The following is an 18,877-nucleotide window of genomic DNA, read 5'->3' as shown; positions in this document are numbered from 1 at the left end:
CTCCTTCTTGCTAAGATTTCACCTTAAGGGAAAAAACGTCGCAGGCATTTTCATAATAAATGGTATTTTTTTGATTATCGTTTAACTCACTGTCTTTAGATTCAATGATATCCTTTGGTTTTGGGTCACGAATTGGAAATGGATCATCAGAACCTAACAAAATTTTATTTTCGCCAACCAAGCTTATTAGATATTTCAACGCTTTTGGCTCGAAAACGACACTATCAAAATAGAGTTGATGGAATCCAATAACAGGGTCATAGATTTCTTCCCCTTTTTCCCTTAGTATTTGATAATTTCTTTTTAGTCGCCCTAATATAAAAGGTAAAGACCCTCCTCCATGAGACACAATAAGTTTCATTCCCGGATACTTTTGCAAAATCCCAGAGTATAACATCTTTGACAATGCAATGGTCGTTTCTCCCGGCCGCGCAACAGTATTAATCATGCCATATTCTTTTGTCCTCGCATCTTCTGCTGCAAAAACGGGATGCAGAAAAACTGGTGCCTCTAACTCGGAAGCTTTTTCCCAAAATGGATCTAAAGACGGGTGATCTAAATCAAACGAGCCTTCCTTTCCCTTATTTACAAAACTTCCAATCATGACCCCAAGATGACCTTCATTCATTGCATGTTCTAGCTCTTCAGCTGCAAGATTGCCATCTTGTAATGGAACAGTAGCAAGAGTAGAAAACATATTGTCCCCTTCGTTCCCAATATCTTCCAAAAGCGTATCATTTAAAAACCGGCTCCATTTAGCACCCTGTTCAGACGGGAGGTTATACCCAAATATGTCCAACCAGCCTGCATTTATTTGAAAGTCAATCTTATTTTTTATTAAGCTTTCCTTACGTTTTTCTAGGTTCATTAGATCAGGATGGACAGGTCTTGTCCATTCTCCATCCCCTACTTTAAAACGAACAGTTCCTTTAGGTATTTCTTCTATCTCAACAAATTGATATTGCTGCTGGTTTTCCTTCAATTTTTTCACTAACAAAGGCGGTAAGTAGTGAGCGTGTACATCTATCGCTTTCAAATCAATCACTCCTCTTTATGCGATATCCATTCCATTTAAGATATTTTTCCTTAACTCTTCCATTTTTTTCACATCTATCTCACTCGGTACCGTTATTTCTTTAGCTACGTGCCCAGGTTTTTTATACACAAGAACCCTATCAGCCATTTCTATTGCTTCCCCAATGGAATGAGTAATGAAGACACCGGTTTTATTATTTTCTCTTATAAGATGAACAAATTCTTTTCTGAGCTTAATAGCTGTTAATTCATCTAATGCACTAAAGGATTCATCACATAGAATGATCTTAGGATCGACAGAAAAAGCACGGGCAATTGACACTCTTTGTTTCATCCCGCCTGACAATTCATGCGGAAATTTATCTTCCCATCCTGAAAGTCCTAATCTTTCTAGCCATTCCATTGCAATTTTGTTCCTCTCTTTTTCTTTTAAACCATTTACTTCTAAACCAATCGCTGCATTCTCAAGTGCCGTTCTCCATGGAAGCAACCTGTCATTTTGGAATACCATCCCTAGTTTTCCTTTGAACTCTTGAAAAGATTGATACGGATCTAGCCCATCAACTTTTACTTGACCCGATGTAGGTTTGGTCAAACCAAGCAGCAGATTGAAAGCTGTTGATTTTCCGCATCCTGTTTTTCCTACAATCGCGACCATTTCTCCTTCTTTTATTTGAAAATCCAAGTCTCGCACCCCAAAATCACCTGGAGAGAATTCTTTACAAACATTTTTAAATACAATAGCATCTTTTGTCATTGTGATCCCCCTATCTCTCAGCTTTTGGCCGCCATGACAGAAGCGAATTTTCAAATCTTCCGAGGACAATTTGCATGACAATAACAAAGATTACGAGAACTAATGTCCATGCTAACGCCATTGGTAAATCGAATAAGGACTGGGCAGATGACAGTTGATATCCAACACCAACGGTAGCACCTACCAATTCAGCGACAATAGCAACACGCGTAGAGTTACCTAAGTTCACTTTCCAAGCAGTAAATAAATCAGGTATGATGGAAGGAAAAATCAGCATACGAAACATTTGATTAGACCTTGGTCTAAACACTAACATCATTTCTCTTAAATCTTTTGATATGGCTTTATACGAATCAAAAGCTTGAAATGAAAAATTAGGCAATGCCGTTATTAAAATGATGAAAAATATTCTAAGCTCAACTTGTTGAAACCAAATGACTGCGATAACTACCCAAGATAATGCTGGCACCCCTTGTATAAAGCTTAATACTGGCCGGACTATGTCATTAATGGAATCTTCCATCCCCATTATTAGCCCTAATAAAGTACCAATTAGAAAAGATATAACCAATCCCACTAAAATCCTTGCCATTGTAGTCAAGGCATGCTGCAATGTCTCCCCGTTTGAAATGATATAAAAGAGATCCACTCCAATCTCCTGAAGCGGTGGGAAAAGGTAACTTGGTGTTACTAGCGATACTCCTTGCCATATAGCGAGCAACACCAAGCCAGCCAGAATACCTTTATAATTAATTTTTTTGATGCTCATTCTGCTCACCTCCATTTATTTTTATTTAATCTAATGTCTCACTGTAAATAATGGAATCGTCAGGTGAACTCTCTAAATAATCACTCTCTAGTCCTGCTTCAAATACAGCTTCAATATCTTCTGTGATTTCACTTGCTGGCATAACATTTAGTCCCAGAAGATCGTTGTCTTCAATCAAACCTTGAATAACATCAGCATTTCCACCAGGAATCTGCTCCGCAATTAGCTTCGCTGCTTCCTCAGAATTGTTTTGCGTCCATTTCGCTGCCTCCATGTAAGTGTTATATAATTTTGGAACTAGCTCCTTGTTTTCTTCGACCCAGTCTTGATGAGCTGCAACACCTAAATATGGTATATTTTCACTCCCTGTATATTCCTCCCACTTATTAAGACCAAAATCTACTTCATGAAACTTATCTGGGTTATCATGGGTTAATGTAGAGTAAGCGGGTTCCCATAATTGCACAGCATCTGCGCGATCAGCTTCTGCATAGGTCATTAAAGCCGACGTTGCAGCATCTTGTGCATTAATATTGCCTACATCAACCCCCGTCTTTTGAAGAAAGTATTGAAACATAGCATAATTAGTGGTGCTTTTTGCTGCGGCCATGTTCTTTCCTTCTAAGTCATTTACGGTTTGAATATTTTCATCGGCCGTTACAAGAGCTCCCCAGTAATCAAACAAGTTAAATAAATATGTTACTGGTACATCACGGTCCATTCTTAGTGCTTCAGAGAGTAAGGCTGCACTTCCTCCTACCTTATATTGGCCGCTAGCAAATTCAGAATTGTAAGCACTCGGAGCCCTTTCCGTAAACTCAATATCAATGCCATTGTTTTCATCTAATGTTTTTTCCTCAATGATGGGGGTAAGAAATGCTCCCAAAGAAGGCGGCTCAAATGTGACTATCTCTACAACGGGTACCTCACCGTTTTCACTTGAATTATCACTATCACCTTGGGCATCTGAAGGTTCACTCGATCTGCAAGCTGTCAAAATAATTGAAAGCGCTAACAAAAGAATTAATACTAATTTTTTTTGTGCGATCTTCCTTTTAGACAATATGTGTCCCTCCCTTATTGATAAATATTTTTTGGATAACATCATACGGGGTGATTGGAACATGGCTGATTTCTGAGTCAAACGGAACTAAAGCATCATTCACCGCATTAACAATAGCTGCTGGAGCGCTCATATACCCCCCTTCTCCTACACCTTTTTGTCCCATAGAAGTCAACGGAGACGGTGTACAATGTTTTACAATGTCTATATGTGGAACTTCCATTGTTGAAGGTAATAAATAGTCCATAAACGTCTGGGCAATCATTTGCCCATTGTTATCATAAGAAAACTGTTCATAAAGTGCAGCGCCGATTCCGTGTGCTACCCCGCCAACAACCATACCTTTTACAATATCTGGATTAATAACAGTACCGCAATCATCTGCAATGTAATAATTTAAAAATTCAACTTTTCCGGTATCAGGATTTAATTCTACAACTGGTATGTGAGCAGAAAAGGAATAACACGGATACATCTGAACTTTACCATCAGGCGTTGGAAGCGTTCCGCCTGTTGGAACTTCTAAAACGAATTGAGATTGAATACCCGGATCCATCCCCTCAGGCATTTTGTGATATGTTATATGGGCAATTTTTACAATTTCATCCCAAGTTAATTCTTTATGAGAATTATTGTTACATTTAACCGTAGACCCATCCCAATATAGCTGTTCCGGTGGCTCGTTAAGGTTATGAGCTGCAATTTTTATCATTTTATCTTTAATCCGTCTAGCTGCACCTGATGTTGCACCGCCTAGAACAATAGCCATTCGGCTTGCGACTGGAGATTGTGACGGCAAAGAGGATAAAGAATCACTATATACTACCCGTATGTCATCACGATCTATATTCAGTTCTTCTGCAAGAATGGTCGCTACAAGGGTTTGGTGTCCTTGTCCTGCAGATGAAAAAGCAATCGAAGCTGTCACTTTACCTTTTTGATCGACTTTCACTTGGCAGCTTTCAGGAAATGTCGTCTTATCGTTTTTTGGATTGAGCAAAGGTTCAAATAATGCATTTCCTCCTCCAGGCTCAATACAGGTCGCAACTCCTATTCCTATCATTCTTCCTTTTTTACGTTCTTCTTCTTGCCACTTTAATAATTTCTCATAATTTGCTAGTTTCAAGGCTTTGTTTAATACTGCAGGGTAATCGCCACTATCGTAAGTCGTACCACTAGGGATTTGATATGGAAAGTCTTGAGGTTGAATGAAATTTTGTTTTCTTATTTCTATAGGAGATAGACCAAGCTTTTTGGCAACTTTATCGACTGCCATTTCAATGGCAAAATTTGTAGGTGATTGGCCAAAACCTCTAACAGCAACTTGTCCTGTTTTATTTGTCGTTACTGCCACTCCTTCATATTCTACACTTTTAATTTTATAGGCTCCTACTATCGCACCTATTGGTTTTCCCATTTGCAAAGGGGAACGTCCCGGGTAAGCTCCTTCATCATCAATCGTTCTCATCTTTAAGCTGTTTATCTTCCCATTTTTATCAAAGGCTGCTTTTACATCAAATATTCTGTCTGGGCCATGCATGTCACTGCCGCGCATGTTTTCTAAGCGGTCTTCTATTAATTTAACGGGAACACCGTAACGTTTAGATATATAACCAACTAATACGGTATGCTTAATTCCGCGCTTCACACCATAACTTCCACCTACATCTACGTCATAATGAACTCTTACACAATTAAGAGGGATTTTAAGGGCTTCCGCTATTTGTTCAGGATATTGAGGCATTTGAATAGAAGCCCATACATCTAATATCTTTCGTCCCTCATCCCACTTTGTAATGACTCCAAACGTTTCAAGAGGGACAGTTGAATTACGGTTCCAGCGGCATCGAAACTCTATTTCATCGTCAGAATCATTGAAATCGCTTTCAACTTCTCCCCATGTAAATTTTCGTTGCCACATAATGTTGCTAGGATGTTTATCATGGACAGGTACCGCATTATCACTCATAGCTTTTTCAGGATCTAAAACGTTTGGAAGCGGCTCATATTCAACCTTAACCAATTCAGCTGCATCCTCAGCTATGAAACGATCTTCTGCTACAACCGCTGCTACCCATTCCCCAGCATATTTCACACTGCCTGCAGCAAGCGGGTACCAATCGACCCCCGGGATCTCTAGATATTGTTTAAGAGGGTTTGTACTTTGCACAATATCCTCGCCAGTAACAACAGCTATAACGCCAGGAACGTTTAGGGCCTCACTCGTATCAATAGATTTAATGGCGGCATGGGCATAAGGGCTTGGCACAAGCGCTGCATGATGCATATTATCCATTTTAATGTCATCTACATACGTTCCACTTCCCAATACAAACCGATGATTTTCTACAGGGGGATTCTTTTTTCCTACCCATTTATATGGAGTTACATTTTGTTGCTCTTTTTTTGTCACAGCGCTTATACCTCCTCAGGTAAATAGACTAAAGTAGAGTTTTTGTTCATCTTAGCTGCTAATTTCACTGCTTCTACAATTTGCAAGTAACCTGTACATCTACAAATGTTCCCTGAAAGAGCTTCACGAATTTCTTGATCTGTAGGATCAGGATTTTCTGCCAATAGGGCCTCTGTGGTAAGCAGCATCCCTGGCGTACAAAATCCGCACTGAAGTCCATGACCTTCCCAAAAAGCTTTTTGAATATTACTTAATTCACGCTTTCCTGTCTCTTGGTTTATTTCAGACATTCCTTCTACAGTCTTTATTTTATGGCCATCCGCTTGTACAGCAAGAATGATGCAGGAACGAATCGGCTCTTCATCCATCAACACTGTACAGCAGCCGCACACCCCATGCTCGCATCCTATATGCGTCCCCGTTAGATTCAAATTATTCCTTAAAAAATCAGCCAAATGAGTTCGCCCAGAAACTTCTGCTTCTATATTTTTACCATTCACCTCTATTTGCACTTTATGGTTACTCAAATTATGACATCCTTTCATATGAAGTTTTGGCATCAGCTAAAGCTTCACTTAATACACGCTGTACAAAACGAAACGCTACATGTTCCCGGTACTCCTTTGGTACAAAAGGATCCTCGTCAACCTCTAAGTAGTTTTTTATTAATTGTGATGCTTCTATGAATAAATCTTCTGTCGGTTCTTTTTGTTGAAGAAAATTTTCAACTTCCTCTAGTCTTATAGGGGCGGGGCCAACTCCCCCAAGTCCTATACGGACGTCATAGATGAATCCTTCTTTATCAATTTCCAATTGAGCTGCAGCAGCAACTAGTGCAAAATCCCCCTCTCTTCTCGCCATCTCTATAAAAGAAGTGCCTCTTGAACCGCCAACTGGAATACTTCTAACCGGAATATTCAACGACGTAACCATTTCTTCAGGTTGTAAGTCTGTCATCATATAACCGTAGAAAAACTCTGAAAGAGGGACTGTTCGTTTATCCTCCTCGCTGACAAGCTCTAAATGGCCATCTAATATGAGTGCAACAAGCGGAATTTCCGCAGAAGGGTCGGCATGAACAATACTGCCGATAACTGTTCCTCTGTTTCTAATTTGACTATGCCCAATATAAGGAATACACTTGGCTAATAAAGGAAGATAGTCTTTCATAATAGCCGATTGTTCAGCAAAACTATGCCTTACACCAGCTCCCATTTTTATATAATCGTTTTCAACAACTAAATGATTCAATTCCTTCACTTCATTTATATCCACTACAACTTCTGGACGAGCCAGACGCATATTTAATACTGGTAAAAGGCTTTGGCCTCCACTTAGAATTTTTGCTTTATCTTTCAGAAGATTTAAGGTTTGGAGGACTTCATTTAAATCGCTTGGTTTAACGTAATCAAAATCAACCGGTTTCAATTAAATCACCTCTATATCTTAGAGTTTAAGGTTGAGAAGAAAAATCAACAGGTTCTAACAACGTGCTTGTCATACTTTTTGTTAGTGCTCCCTCAGTTTCACTTTCATTTTTTATTCGCTGCCATTCCGGGTCTTTTTTAAAAGCATCCCAAGCTTTTTCTTTCTCTTCAAGACTATTGAAACGGCACAAATACATCGTTTTAGCAGGGTTGTTATGTTCCCTCCAAAAACCTACCACTTCAATAGAATGCTTATTAAAAATGCTTAAAACGTGATTTTTAAATCGTTTCTGTAAAGCTTCTTCCTTATTTTCATCAGCAATATACTCTCGCAATTCATAAATCATGTAATCACACCTTTTTTCAGAATCTTTTAATTATTAGTAATTATAATGGTTGTGAATATTTTTTTCAACATTTTATTTTATAAATGCTTAATTTATGAATTTCTAAGCTTAAAAGTGGTGTTTTTGAAAATTTATTTTAACAAAAAATTTCTTTTATTTTGCGGTGAATGTTATAATAGATGTAATGAAGGAGGGAGTTCTCAGTGAAAAATAATAATACAAATGGAGTGTTGGGACGAATAGAGGAAATTTTCCCATCTTTGAAAGGCGCGTTACGAAGAGTCGCACATTTTATACTAAATAATCCTAATTTTATTGTTCGCGAAAATTTAAATAAACTAGCTGTTGAATCCAGTACAAGTACTTCTGCTGTAGTTCGACTATCAAAACGGTTGGGATATAAAGGTTTCAGAGATCTTCAAATCAGTCTTGCTTATGAACTGGGCGATAACAATTCTCACGTTGATGAAGAAATCAGTATTTCTGAGAGTTTAGAAACAGTGGCTTATGTTTCTTCTTATGCAAATATCCAAGCTTTAACTGAGTCAAGAGATATGCTGGATTTACAGGCTTTAGAAAAGGTCATACAAGTTCTTCAACACGGAAGAGCTGTCCACATATTTGCCCAAGGAACAAATTATTCTACTGGAATTGATCTCTCTTATAACCTTATGAAGCTCGGCATTCTTTGCTATGTCTATAATGATTCATATATGCAGGCAGTAGCAGGGGCTATATCTGATACGAGAGACGTCGTTATTGGGATCAGCCACACAGGAGCTAACAAAGAGATTATGGAATCACTCGCTATTACCCATCAAAACGGTGCCACTACAATAGTTCTTACGACAAGGGAACAATCACCTATTACACAAATTGCAGATATATCACTTTGTACTGCTAATAAAGAAATAGTTTTTCAAGGAGAGCCCCTTTCCTCAAGAATGAGTATGATGTACTTAGTTGACATCATATTTTTGGGACTAGCAGCTAAGATGGGTAATACGTCATTAAGCAATCTTCAATCTGTAAAAGATGCTTTGAAAAATAAACGACAACCTATGGAGACAAATGGTGTAGAGGAAGAGAATTTTTTGAAGGCAAAAAATAGTTAGATGAATGAATTTCATATATCTTTATAAATGAACGTTATTTAAAATTTTCTCGTTATCGCTTCAAGCTGACGCTTTCCGAGGGAGTCGCCGTCTTCCGCTACAATCGATATAATGTTCGTTTTTGATAATCAAAATAGCATTTATGAAATTGATTCAAATGGAAACTTAAGATTTAATAGAGTCTTCACCTTTCGTTTTTACATGAACGAACAAGAGGAGAAAATATGATGTATTTCTTTTTTAGAAAAAATGTTTTGTTGACCTTTTCATATTTTCTCGTTCTCCTTTTCCTATAGTTTGATGCTTTAACAAAGCTAAACTTTCCTAAAGTGTAAAGAAAACATGGCTAGCGCGAAGCCTTTAGGCGAAACGGATTGCCTAGTTGCACTTATACTCGTTTTCTCAAGATTTTGACGCCATCGATGATTCATCCATGCCATAATTATCAGTGTAAAAAACCCTATAGGGCAGACCTATTATCAGTCATTACTCTATAGGGTAAGTTTTATGTTTTTTTAATTACTTTTTCCAAATTCTCATTGGGTATGAGATCCTTTTCTACGAGTCAATAAGGTTTAGCTTGAATAACTCCTCATTGTCTAAACGTCTTTCTAGATCTTCTTTTAACAAAACAACAAATTCATAATCTAGTTCCAATAATATTGCTTTGTTATATGCTTCCATAACAATATTTGTTGATATACCTTCTAAAATCATTAAAACATCCTATACTTTATTCCATATTAATATCTTGATGCAGTTCATGATCTTTGACAAAGGCTTTTGGCAGTAAAATGTTTTCGAAGTCAAAACTGTTCAGTTTTACGTTTAGTTTAACCCGGTTAGGAAAGTCAGGATTTGCTAGAGCGCTTGTACCGAGAGATACAAGATCAGCTTCTTCTTTTTCCATAAAGGTGTTTGCTTTTTCAGGATCACCAAGTTTTCCATTTGCAATAACCGGGAGCTTCCCGTACGTTTTAGCTGCGTTTGCTAATGTTTTCGTTCCTTTTCCAAAGGAAGATTCCGTTGCATCTCCATCTGTTGTGTGGATATAGTCTAAGGAGGTCTTTCCTAGTGTAGAGAAAATATATTCGGCATCTGTTTCTCCTTTACTCCATTTATGTTCAGCGTCTGAAACTTTGATTTGCGATACACGAATACCAACAATAAAATCATCCCCAACCGCTGTGCGAATGTCTTGAATAATTTCAAGAAAAAGGCGAAGACGGTTTTCAAGTGATCCCCCATAATGATCTTCTCTTGTATTCAAATATTCCGTTAAAAATTGGTCTAATAAATATCCATTGGCACCATGAATTTCGACTCCATCAAATCCAGCATTTTTTGCAGCAACAGCCCCATTCACAAATGCTTGTTTCGCATCAGTAATATCTTGTTCCGTCATTTGTCTAGGCACTGGAAACGGACCAGAACCTCCATAGAATTCCAACTGTTCACCTTTAGGTGCAATCTCTGATGGAGCAATCGTTTCATCGGCATACGCATTCCCTTGTCCTTGAGCTCCAGCATGCATTAGCTGTGCGATGAAAATAGAGCCGTGCTGCTGTACCGCATCTACTACAGGTTTCCAGGACTCAGCATGTTTTTTTGCAGCAAGGCCTGGCTGATTATAATAGCCTTGACTGTAGCTTTCATCCAAATAGATACCTTCGGAAATAACCATACTAAATCCGCCTTTGGCATATCGTTCGTAATATTGTTTCATGCGATCATTCGCGCACCCATCTTCTTCTGCACTGACGCGGGTCATAGGTGCAACAACGAAACGGTTTTTCAGTTTAGAACCAGCAATAGTAAAATCCGAAAAAAGACTGTTATATGACATACGTTACTTTCCTTTCTTTTTACAAAATATAATAGAAGAAAGCTGTTCCAAAAGTCAGTTCTCGGCCATTTGCAACTAGAACATATTCGCTTTCAGTTTCAGGGCAGAAGGACGACAGTTCAGCCTCCTTCGTGAGTAACCCTTTCACTGCGGGAGGCTTCATACTGCCCTGTTTCCCGCGGGAGTCTTGCGTATGCCAGATGCTAGACCACCATACCCGAAACCAACCTTTTGAAACAGTCCTGCTCCAAACAAAAATGAACAAAATGTTACTTCATAGTAGTATCTTCTGTTTTCGACAAGTTTATTTCTTGTTCTGTCGAATCTACATCCGCAGCACCACTAGTCTTTCCTATACCATGTTTAACTATTTGGTAAGTAATGACAAGACAAGTGAATGCTAAAGTAGAAAAAGCAAAATAAGTAAAAAATATAAATAATTCTCTCATTCAGCTGACTCCCTTCTTTAGGCCTTTACTGATTCTAATTTTTCAAAATCGTAGTTATCCGGCTTGATTAAAGAAATCACCACGGTTAGTACAAGAGATAACAGTATACATGTTAGATACGCAATCCATTGCGGAATAATTCCCGTTAGCAAAAAGAAAGAAACGAGCGCAACAGACACGGTTATTGCTGTCACAACAGCAACAGAGCTAGTTTTCTTCCACCACAATCCAAGCACAATCGGAAAGAACGGCGCACCTACAAATCCGCCAACTGTTAATGTGGCAGCTAAAAGGGATACCTTCTGCAAGAGAATTGTTGCAATTAAGACAATAATTGCAATAACGATAGAAGATAACCGCACAAAACGAAGGGATTGTTCTTTTGTGGCATTCTTATTGATATACTGCTCATATATATCACTAGTGACGAGTGAGCTCATGCCGCCCAGGTAAGATGCACCTGTAGAATAAATCGCAAATAGGATTGCCACAGCTAAAAAGATGGCAAATGGTGTAGATAGTACATTTGCGATAACTTGTGGAAATACATCCGTTGAATAATCAAGTGATAAGCCAATCGCTAGTCCGATAAAACCAACTAATGAACTAACCATTGCAAGAGGAGCCCAGCTCCAGCCTCCCCAGATGAAGGCTTTCTTCACTCCTGATTTTTCAACAGCAAACGCCCGCTGCCAAGCATAGTTCGACAATGTTGCAATGGCACCAAAAGAGAAAAATTGAACAAGAAAATAACCAGCAATCGCATCCCAGCGGAATAATTCCATTTTTTCTGGCTCAGAATTAGATAAATTCGTTAATGCCATATCATACACGGCTCCTGGCCCGCCCAACTGATAAAATACGATCGGAACCAGCCCTAATAAAATCAAAACGACGACAAAGTACTGAATAAAACTTGTAATTAACGACGACCATAATCCTGCGATTAAATAGAAACCTAAAAACACAGCTGCTAAAACAATGGCAGTCGTCGTATAGCTAATCTCAAAAATACCGCTAAAGAACGCAGCTCCTCCTATAATTTGCAGCATCGTGAACAACGCCATTATCCATAATGCGATTAAGGAAAATACGATATGTCCAGCTGTCCCAAACCTCATTTTTGCAAACGAACCAATCGTCACACCTTCTGGCAAGAGCTTTCTTACCCGAATAGCAATAAACGCAAAGACGGTGAACGCGATAGGTGTGGGAAGCCAATACATCCACAAACCGGATAACCCCCATATGTACGACCCTTCTGCAGCCCCGAGCAAAGAGCCGGCCCAAAGTTCCGTTGCTGCAATTGATGCTGCAATGAGACCCCATCGCACTCCTCGGCTTGCTACCATAAATGTTTCCGCATCTTTAATCTTTGATCTTTTATATATCCACCATGAACTCCCAAACATTAAAACGGCACTTATAATAATAATTCCCCATGCCCATGAAGCTGGAAATACTGTCATAGATCTTCCTCCTTTTTTATTTGGTCATTACAACATAACATCTCCGGAATTTGGACCAAGCGTTTGGCCAGTGAATAGGTTGCCATCAGGATCAGAAGCTAATAGAACTGCTGATGGAGCTACCTCTTCAGGAGTTCCAAATTTCGGAAGTGCTAATTCCTTTTTCTTGTTTTGTTTCCACTCATTATCCAAACCTTCTATCAGCTCTGTCTCTATCGGACCAGGCGCGATACAATTGACAGTAATGCCATCCCTGCCAACTTCTCTTGCTAACGATTTAGTAAATCCGATAACCCCCGCTTTCGCTGCACTATAATGAGTCAGTTCCACTCCGCCAATTTGGCCCAGCTGAGAAGATATGTTTATAATCCGGCCAAATTGTTGGTCTATCATGTAGGGAATCACATACCTTGAACAAAGGAAAGGTCCCCTTAAATTTACTTGCAGCATCTGGTCCCATGTTTTTGTATCCATATCTTTAAATAGTTTTTGTGTTAAAATCCCAGCGCTGTTTACCAAAACATCTATTTTATTAAAGTGATGAACAGCTGTATCTACCATATGTTTAACTTGCTCTTCGTTGCTAACATCTGCTTCTATAATCTGCACGTCTATATCATAGGTAGACGTGAGATCCTTTTGAAGTTCGACAGCTTCTTTTTCTTTACCAAAATAATTAAGCATTAAGCTGCTTCCTTCTTTCGCAAATGCTTCTGCAATTCCACGTCCAATTCCACTCGCTGCTCCCGTAATTAACGCTGTTTTTCCTTTTAGTTTCATAACACACCTCTTCTATTTATATTTTAATTCTGCTCGCTAAATCTTCAGCTGCTCCGTTATGGTTGTCCTATAGCCTAAGATTGCGAATCCTTAACGTGCTGCTTCTCTAACAAAGCCCAATCTTAACCGCCTGGCAACGGCTTCAACGTCTACTTCCAAAAGCAGCTAAAATTTCTTTTTTCATATTCCTCCTCCTTAAATTGATTTGTAACATTATTATGCAAATTGTGTGCCAACATTTAATTTCATTTAAAATATGCCTTTTATTGTTTAAACTATCAAAAAACATAATTATTTCATTTTTTGTACGTTTTATATCATCCAAAATAACGAGGCATTTCGGCAAAATCATTTGCAATTTTGCAAAGTGAAAAGCTCGAAGGAATTTCATCATTCATTTCTATATCATAATAAACGAACGTTATATAAATTTAATCGTTATCGTTCGATTTTCTCTTCATGCGGACGCTTTCACCCTCGGGGCGCAAGCGCGACACCTACTCCAACTCACTTTGTTCATTATCGTAGTGTCTTTTTTGCGCAGGTTTGGCTTCAGCCTCCTCATCAGCAAGCTACCTGCGAGACTTCAGCTCAAGCTTATCCCGCAGAATAAGCCGCCTTCCGTTACAATCGATATAATGTTCGTTTTTGATAAATAAAATTGATTCATACATTTAGATAATAAAATTATAGATTTGCTTTAATCTTTACGCTGTAACAGTAAAACTTCTAGCTAAAGGTTTTCGTGTTTTCTTTTTCTATCACTGATTGAATTAATATATTTAATGCCGTCAGCATCGTCTCGTAAGGTAAATGAGGACGTAGAGGAGAGATGGCTGCTATTTCTGATGACATAGGGAAGTGAACAAAACCCGCTTTGATTGGCAGGCTGTTTTGGTTAATGTAGTGAAGGACACCGTAAAGGGTATTATTACAAATAAACGTCCCTGCAGTATTGGAAATATATGAAGGTATGTCGCATTCTAAAAGCCTGTTCACCAAGTGACGATTAGGAAGGGTTGTAAAGATTCCATCTGGGCCATCCTCATGAATTTTTTGTTCCATTGGTTTTATTCCACGATTATCACTGAACGGGCTTTCTGTTGAGGTGTCTTTCATATTAATGCTTATGCGCTCTAAGGAAATAGAAGTTCGTCCAGGAAAAACACCAGAAGCGAGAAAAACATCCGGTTCAAAAGTCTCAATGGCAGTAACTGCTTGTTGCACACATTCGTCATAATTAACAGGTAATAATTTAGTAAAAACATTTGCTTCTTCAAAATGCATAAGTGCAAGGTCTTCCATAAGTCTCTCTGTTGGATTACTGTTCATATCACCAAAAGCTTCAAATCCCACAACTAAAATCTTCATGTCGTACCTCCTCTTTCATTTTTATAGAGTCATAGCTCTTTTCACGTAAAACCTCATTGTCTATGTATTAACTCTTTCTCATTTCAAACCACCCTAAAGGATAGTTAAGGAGACAGGCCCTCCTTTTTTTCAACTATTTCAGGGTGGTTATTGTTTTATGTTAGGGAAGGTATTACATGTTAAAAAGTAATCACAGCTTTGATGACGTTATCTTCCGCTTTCTCAAATAAATAATAGGCTTCTTCCACATCATCAATATTAAAACTATGTGTAATCATTGGTGAAAAATCAATACGACTTTGTTCAACGAGACTTAATAATTGGGACATTCTTTCTCGTCCTCCTGGGCATAAAGTAGTCACGATTTTATGATCTCCCATTCCAGATGCAAAATGTTCAATAGGAATTTGAATATGCCCTGAATATATCCCTACGCTCGAAATACATCCACCTCTTCGAATAACTTTCAAACAATTTTGGAACGTCTCTTCTTTTCCTAATGCTTCTATTGCAATATCAACCCCACGCCCTTGAGAAAGTTTCATAATTTCCTCTACCACATCTACTTCCGTGAAGTTTAATGCAATATCAGCGCCCATTTGTTTAGCCATGTTTAAACGCTCTTGATTTCCGTCTACTGCAATAATTAGGCTTGCTCCTTTTAAACGAGCACCAGCAATAGAACATAAACCGACTGGTCCACAGGCAAAGACAGCCACAATATCGCCGATTTGTATTTTTGCATTCTCAGCTGCAGCAATACCAGTCGAACCAATGTCTGTTAACATTAGTACATCATTGTCGGTTAATTCATCTGGTATTTTAGTTAAATTAAATTGCGGAAAAGGCATTTTAAAATATTCAGCATGTGTTCCATCAACTGTATTGCCTAATCTCCAGCCGCCAGGAGAGCTAAAATCATTTTCTGGACCGATACATTGAGATGGCAGGCCTTTCTGGCAATAAAAACAAGAACCACATGGGGTACATGAACCACACATGACACGATCACCTATATTGACCCCTTCAACACCTTCCCCGATTTCATGTATAATACCAACATGCTCATGGCCAAGTGTTCTATTCTCTTCAACTGGATGTTCACCATGCAAAATGTGAATGTCAGTTCCACAAATGGTGGTTGAAGTTGTTTTAATAACAACCTCACCAGGCTCCGCTTTAGGAATTGGTTTATATACTAACTTTAAATCTTTATGACCTTTATATACAGCCGCTTTCATATAACCCTCTGGTGCTGGGACTCCTTTTTTAACATCTTCACTTAAGATATTCATACTTTTTCCTCCTAAAAAGACAAATTAATTTAAGGAATCTTTTCCGTTTGAGTAATAAAAAGGGATATAATTCTCCCCGATTGCACACACTTTCTACGAGGAAAGAGTGTGAGTTGAATTTTATGGGTGATCAGTTTTTTTATATGAATATAAAATGGAAAGTCGATATATCTAAATATCCTTTTTCTTCTTGGTTTCTTCTATAATTAAGACCGCTGGCAAAACAAAAATAAATACTAAACAACCTATACCAGCGTACAATAAGAGGATATATAGAGTTTCTACCGGTACAATCAGCGATGCTCCTTCCAGGTTTTTTGTAACAAAAAACAAAATAATGTATCCAATTATTACAAAAATCGAACCTTTAACGGCCTTAGGCAACTTCCCCACCACCTTCTGAGTTTTTATGAACCATTGGGGTTAGGTAATCGGTATTATTCCTAGTCAGCATTAAACTGCCAACCACTAAAATAAATACAGATAGGACTAAACCAGCAAAACTTGTATAGATAGATTTATCAAATCCATAATAGAGGATGAATTCGGATATTACTCCTAAAAGCATAGCCCAGAAAGCTGCTGTAGGATGAGTTCGTTTCCAATACAACCCAAAGATGACTGTAAATATTAATGGAATATTAACTGCGCCATTTAAAGCCAATAACTGCAAGACACCATCCCCAAAATTCAAAGCTCCTAAAATTCCTATAACACCTAAAGAGACTTGAGTTGTCATACTTAATATAGAAGCTTTCTTTGCAGTAATATCTGAATTACTATACTTTTTGTAGATATCTAATATAATTAGAGATGCAACATTGTTTACTGTTGCATCAGCAGTAGAAAACACTAATGCTAATCCCCCAAGAAAGAATAAAACAGCAGCCCATTCCGGGAATAAACTTGTAACCAAGGTCGTTGCCGCATCTTGTCCTTGAATGTTAGGATAAAGCAAATAAGCAACCATACCCATAATTGCAGTTCCAACTGCAAATGGAGCCCATGTTATTCCGAACAGACGAAAAGCACGAGTTACTTCTTTATCATTTTTACCAGAAAAAGCAATTTGATAAAGAATCGGCGAGGCAATGGTAAAACCTAACAGGCCAAGAAAGAAATCAAGCATGCTGTTTGGACCCCAGGCCACTACGTTCAACATTCCTGTACTATCAGCTGATATTTGGGAAAACAAGCTTGACAGAGAAAATTCGGAGATAGATAGAAACAGCGCTACAAGCACAGCACCGCCAGCTAATGCAAGTTGAAAAACATGCGCATACATTAAAGCTTCAAAGCCACCTAACGCCGTATATATAATCATCACTACGCCGCCAATAATGATAGCAGTTGATAAACTTGTTCCTAGTAATGCTTTTAAAACAATACCAATGGAAAGTACAATCGAAATGATAAACAAAACATTTGATGCAATTAAAATAGATAACGCCACTAACCTGGACTTTTCATCGTACCTCTTTCCTATAACTTCAACTATGGTGACACCATTTGGTAAAAGCTTTCGGATTCTTGTAGCTATGTTTAAAGGCCAAGAAAAGAAAAATAACGGTAACGCTACGCCTAAAGCGTACCAAATAACACCAGAAATTCCATTTACATAACCTGCCTCAGCTGCTGCCAACAAAGTATAGTTGGATCCCCAAACGGCTACAAGAGTAGCCAGCAAATGACCTGCGCTGTAAGACCTAGTACCAACAAACTGACCTTCTAATGTCGTTCCGCCCTTTTGTTTATTTTTGATATAATTATATAAACTCCAACCTATCAATATAAAAAAATAAATTGTTACAACTACTGCAGTTAAACTCATTTAATTCCCCCCTAAATTCTTAAACACTTTCTATTAAACTATTATTCGAAGGGTTATTCCTTTGAATGCCCATTATATCTGGCTTTTTTGAGATAAGTCTTCAGCTATTTCCGTTATATGTTGAATAGTAGATTCAATATCTGAGATCTGTTCGTCCAATGCCACTGAAACCTTGTTGATTTTCTCATTCATTTCCTGAAAATCATCCAGAGATTTAGAAACAATCGAAATCTTTTCATCGATATCGACACTTGATTCACTCGAGACGTTTGCCAGATTTTTGACTTCCTTTGCTACCACCATAAATCCTTTACCTTCCTTGCCGATCCTGGAGGCTTCAATTCCTGCATTTAAACCAAGTATGTTCGTTTGCCGTGAAATATCACTAAGTGTTTTTGTAATGTATTTAATGTCGTTCATTGAATTAAAAATATTCTGAACTGAATTAGAAATCTTATCTTGCTCTTCTCTTAGATGAAGGGATTGGGTGGAAGTCTGCTCCATGCTTGCAGATATCTCTTCAACTGAAGCAAGAAGACTCTCTGACGTTTCCATTATTTTTTCTCGTTGATCAATAGACGTGATGGTAGTGATGGAGGCATACGCCTCCCCCTCTTCATTAAAGAGAGGCAGGCTTACCGCAACATATGGGATACCATGGACTTCCTCTCCCACTTTTTTTGTCACTTTTTTTCTTTCTACCATGGCCTGGTGGCTAACACTTTGTTCTTTTAATGGATCCCCGTCTTTTATGCCGATGTCTATGGTTTTTCCAGGGACATACTTTAAAATTTTTGAACGATCCTGAATACAAATAGCTACATCATCAAAGCTAACTTGGTTTAAGTATTCCGCTATGTTAATAAAGTACTTTAAAGCTCCTTCATTTTGAGCAATCACATTATTCACC

General features: G+C 38.2%; 19 protein-coding genes. 1 reads left to right on the top strand and 18 read right to left on the bottom strand.

The window, feature by feature from the left end:
• Window positions 1–10 precede the first annotated feature (10 nt).
• Genes FZF09_RS07140 through FZF09_RS07105 form a run of 8 tightly spaced genes read right to left on the bottom strand, consistent with a single transcriptional unit; the run spans window position 11 to window position 7,811 of the window.
• Window positions 11–1,036, bottom strand: coding sequence for an amidohydrolase family protein (locus FZF09_RS07140; RefSeq protein ID WP_158735889.1), 1,026 nt, complete (start codon window positions 1,034–1,036; stop codon window positions 11–13).
• A gap of 15 nt (window positions 1,037–1,051) precedes the next feature.
• Window positions 1,052–1,792, bottom strand: a complete 741-nt coding sequence (locus FZF09_RS07135) for an ABC transporter ATP-binding protein (RefSeq protein WP_158735888.1) — start codon at window positions 1,790–1,792, stop codon at window positions 1,052–1,054.
• A 10-nt stretch (window positions 1,793–1,802) separates the two neighbouring features.
• The gene (locus FZF09_RS07130) at window positions 1,803–2,561 is read right to left on the bottom strand and encodes an ABC transporter permease (protein WP_158735887.1); all 759 of its coding nucleotides are present in this window, start codon (window positions 2,559–2,561) and stop codon (window positions 1,803–1,805) included.
• A gap of 25 nt (window positions 2,562–2,586) precedes the next feature.
• Window positions 2,587–3,624: an ABC transporter substrate-binding protein gene (locus tag FZF09_RS07125; protein WP_158735886.1), complete on the bottom strand. Its 1,038-nt coding sequence runs from the start codon at window positions 3,622–3,624 to the stop codon at window positions 2,587–2,589.
• Window positions 3,617–6,037 carry a xanthine dehydrogenase family protein molybdopterin-binding subunit gene (locus FZF09_RS07120; protein ID WP_158735885.1) on the bottom strand — a complete coding sequence of 807 codons (2,421 nt, stop codon included), beginning with the start codon at window positions 6,035–6,037 and terminating at the stop codon, window positions 3,617–3,619. Before FZF09_RS07120 ends, FZF09_RS07125 begins: the two co-directional genes overlap by 8 nt.
• Window positions 6,038–6,042: 5 nt before the next feature.
• Complete coding sequence (locus FZF09_RS07115; RefSeq protein WP_199256759.1) at window positions 6,043–6,564, bottom strand: (2Fe-2S)-binding protein; 522 nt, start codon at window positions 6,562–6,564, stop codon at window positions 6,043–6,045.
• A gap of 1 nt (window position 6,565) precedes the next feature.
• Complete coding sequence (locus tag FZF09_RS07110) at window positions 6,566–7,465, bottom strand: FAD binding domain-containing protein (RefSeq protein WP_158735884.1); 900 nt, start codon at window positions 7,463–7,465, stop codon at window positions 6,566–6,568.
• A gap of 25 nt (window positions 7,466–7,490) precedes the next feature.
• Window positions 7,491–7,811 (bottom strand): NIPSNAP family protein, encoded by a 321-nt coding sequence (locus FZF09_RS07105; RefSeq protein ID WP_158735883.1) that lies wholly within the window; start codon window positions 7,809–7,811, stop codon window positions 7,491–7,493.
• 203 nt (window positions 7,812–8,014) lie between these two features.
• Here FZF09_RS07105 and FZF09_RS07100 point away from each other — a divergent pair, with 203 nt between their 5' ends.
• Entirely contained in the window at window positions 8,015–8,926 is a 912-nt protein-coding gene (locus FZF09_RS07100) for a MurR/RpiR family transcriptional regulator (RefSeq protein WP_158735882.1), read from the top strand.
• 558 nt (window positions 8,927–9,484) lie between these two features.
• Here FZF09_RS07100 and sda read toward each other — a convergent pair.
• The 10 genes from sda to FZF09_RS07050 all read right to left on the bottom strand — a co-directional run bounded on the left by sda (window position 9,485) and on the right by FZF09_RS07050 (window position 18,867).
• Entirely contained in the window at window positions 9,485–9,643 is a 159-nt protein-coding gene (gene sda / locus FZF09_RS07095) for a sporulation histidine kinase inhibitor Sda (RefSeq protein WP_158735881.1), read from the bottom strand.
• Window positions 9,644–9,659: 16 nt separating this feature from the next.
• Window positions 9,660–10,772: an oxidoreductase gene (locus FZF09_RS07090; RefSeq protein WP_158735880.1), complete on the bottom strand. Its 1,113-nt coding sequence runs from the start codon at window positions 10,770–10,772 to the stop codon at window positions 9,660–9,662.
• Between the two features lie 269 nt (window positions 10,773–11,041).
• Window positions 11,042–11,221, bottom strand: coding sequence for a hypothetical protein (locus FZF09_RS07085; RefSeq protein WP_158735879.1), 180 nt, complete (start codon window positions 11,219–11,221; stop codon window positions 11,042–11,044).
• Between the two features lie 17 nt (window positions 11,222–11,238).
• Entirely contained in the window at window positions 11,239–12,690 is a 1,452-nt protein-coding gene (locus FZF09_RS07080) for a sodium:solute symporter family protein (protein ID WP_158735878.1), read from the bottom strand.
• A 27-nt stretch (window positions 12,691–12,717) separates the two neighbouring features.
• Window positions 12,718–13,470 (bottom strand): SDR family NAD(P)-dependent oxidoreductase, encoded by a 753-nt coding sequence (locus FZF09_RS07075; protein WP_158735877.1) that lies wholly within the window; start codon window positions 13,468–13,470, stop codon window positions 12,718–12,720.
• A gap of 729 nt (window positions 13,471–14,199) precedes the next feature.
• Window positions 14,200–14,841 carry a pyroglutamyl-peptidase I gene (locus FZF09_RS07070; protein WP_158735876.1) on the bottom strand — a complete coding sequence of 214 codons (642 nt, stop codon included), beginning with the start codon at window positions 14,839–14,841 and terminating at the stop codon, window positions 14,200–14,202.
• A gap of 179 nt (window positions 14,842–15,020) precedes the next feature.
• A complete protein-coding gene (locus tag FZF09_RS07065; protein ID WP_199256758.1) occupies window positions 15,021–16,136 on the bottom strand; it encodes a zinc-binding dehydrogenase in 1,116 nt (371 codons plus the stop codon).
• 171 nt (window positions 16,137–16,307) lie between these two features.
• The gene (locus FZF09_RS07060) at window positions 16,308–16,520 is read right to left on the bottom strand and encodes a hypothetical protein (protein ID WP_158735875.1); all 213 of its coding nucleotides are present in this window, start codon (window positions 16,518–16,520) and stop codon (window positions 16,308–16,310) included.
• Complete coding sequence (locus FZF09_RS07055) at window positions 16,513–17,967, bottom strand: sodium:solute symporter family protein (protein WP_158735874.1); 1,455 nt, start codon at window positions 17,965–17,967, stop codon at window positions 16,513–16,515. The genes FZF09_RS07060 and FZF09_RS07055 overlap by 8 nt, the downstream gene beginning before the upstream one ends.
• Before the next feature lie 72 nt (window positions 17,968–18,039).
• The gene (locus FZF09_RS07050) at window positions 18,040–18,867 is read right to left on the bottom strand and encodes a methyl-accepting chemotaxis protein (RefSeq protein ID WP_158735873.1); all 828 of its coding nucleotides are present in this window, start codon (window positions 18,865–18,867) and stop codon (window positions 18,040–18,042) included.
• Window positions 18,868–18,877: the final 10 nt, after the last annotated feature.

Source organism: Alteribacillus sp. YIM 98480 (assembly GCF_009765375.1).
GTDB lineage: Bacteria > Bacillota > Bacilli > Bacillales > Marinococcaceae > Alteribacillus.
The sequence above is the reverse complement of the archived record's forward strand: the minus strand, read 5'-3'. Positions and strand labels throughout refer to the sequence as shown.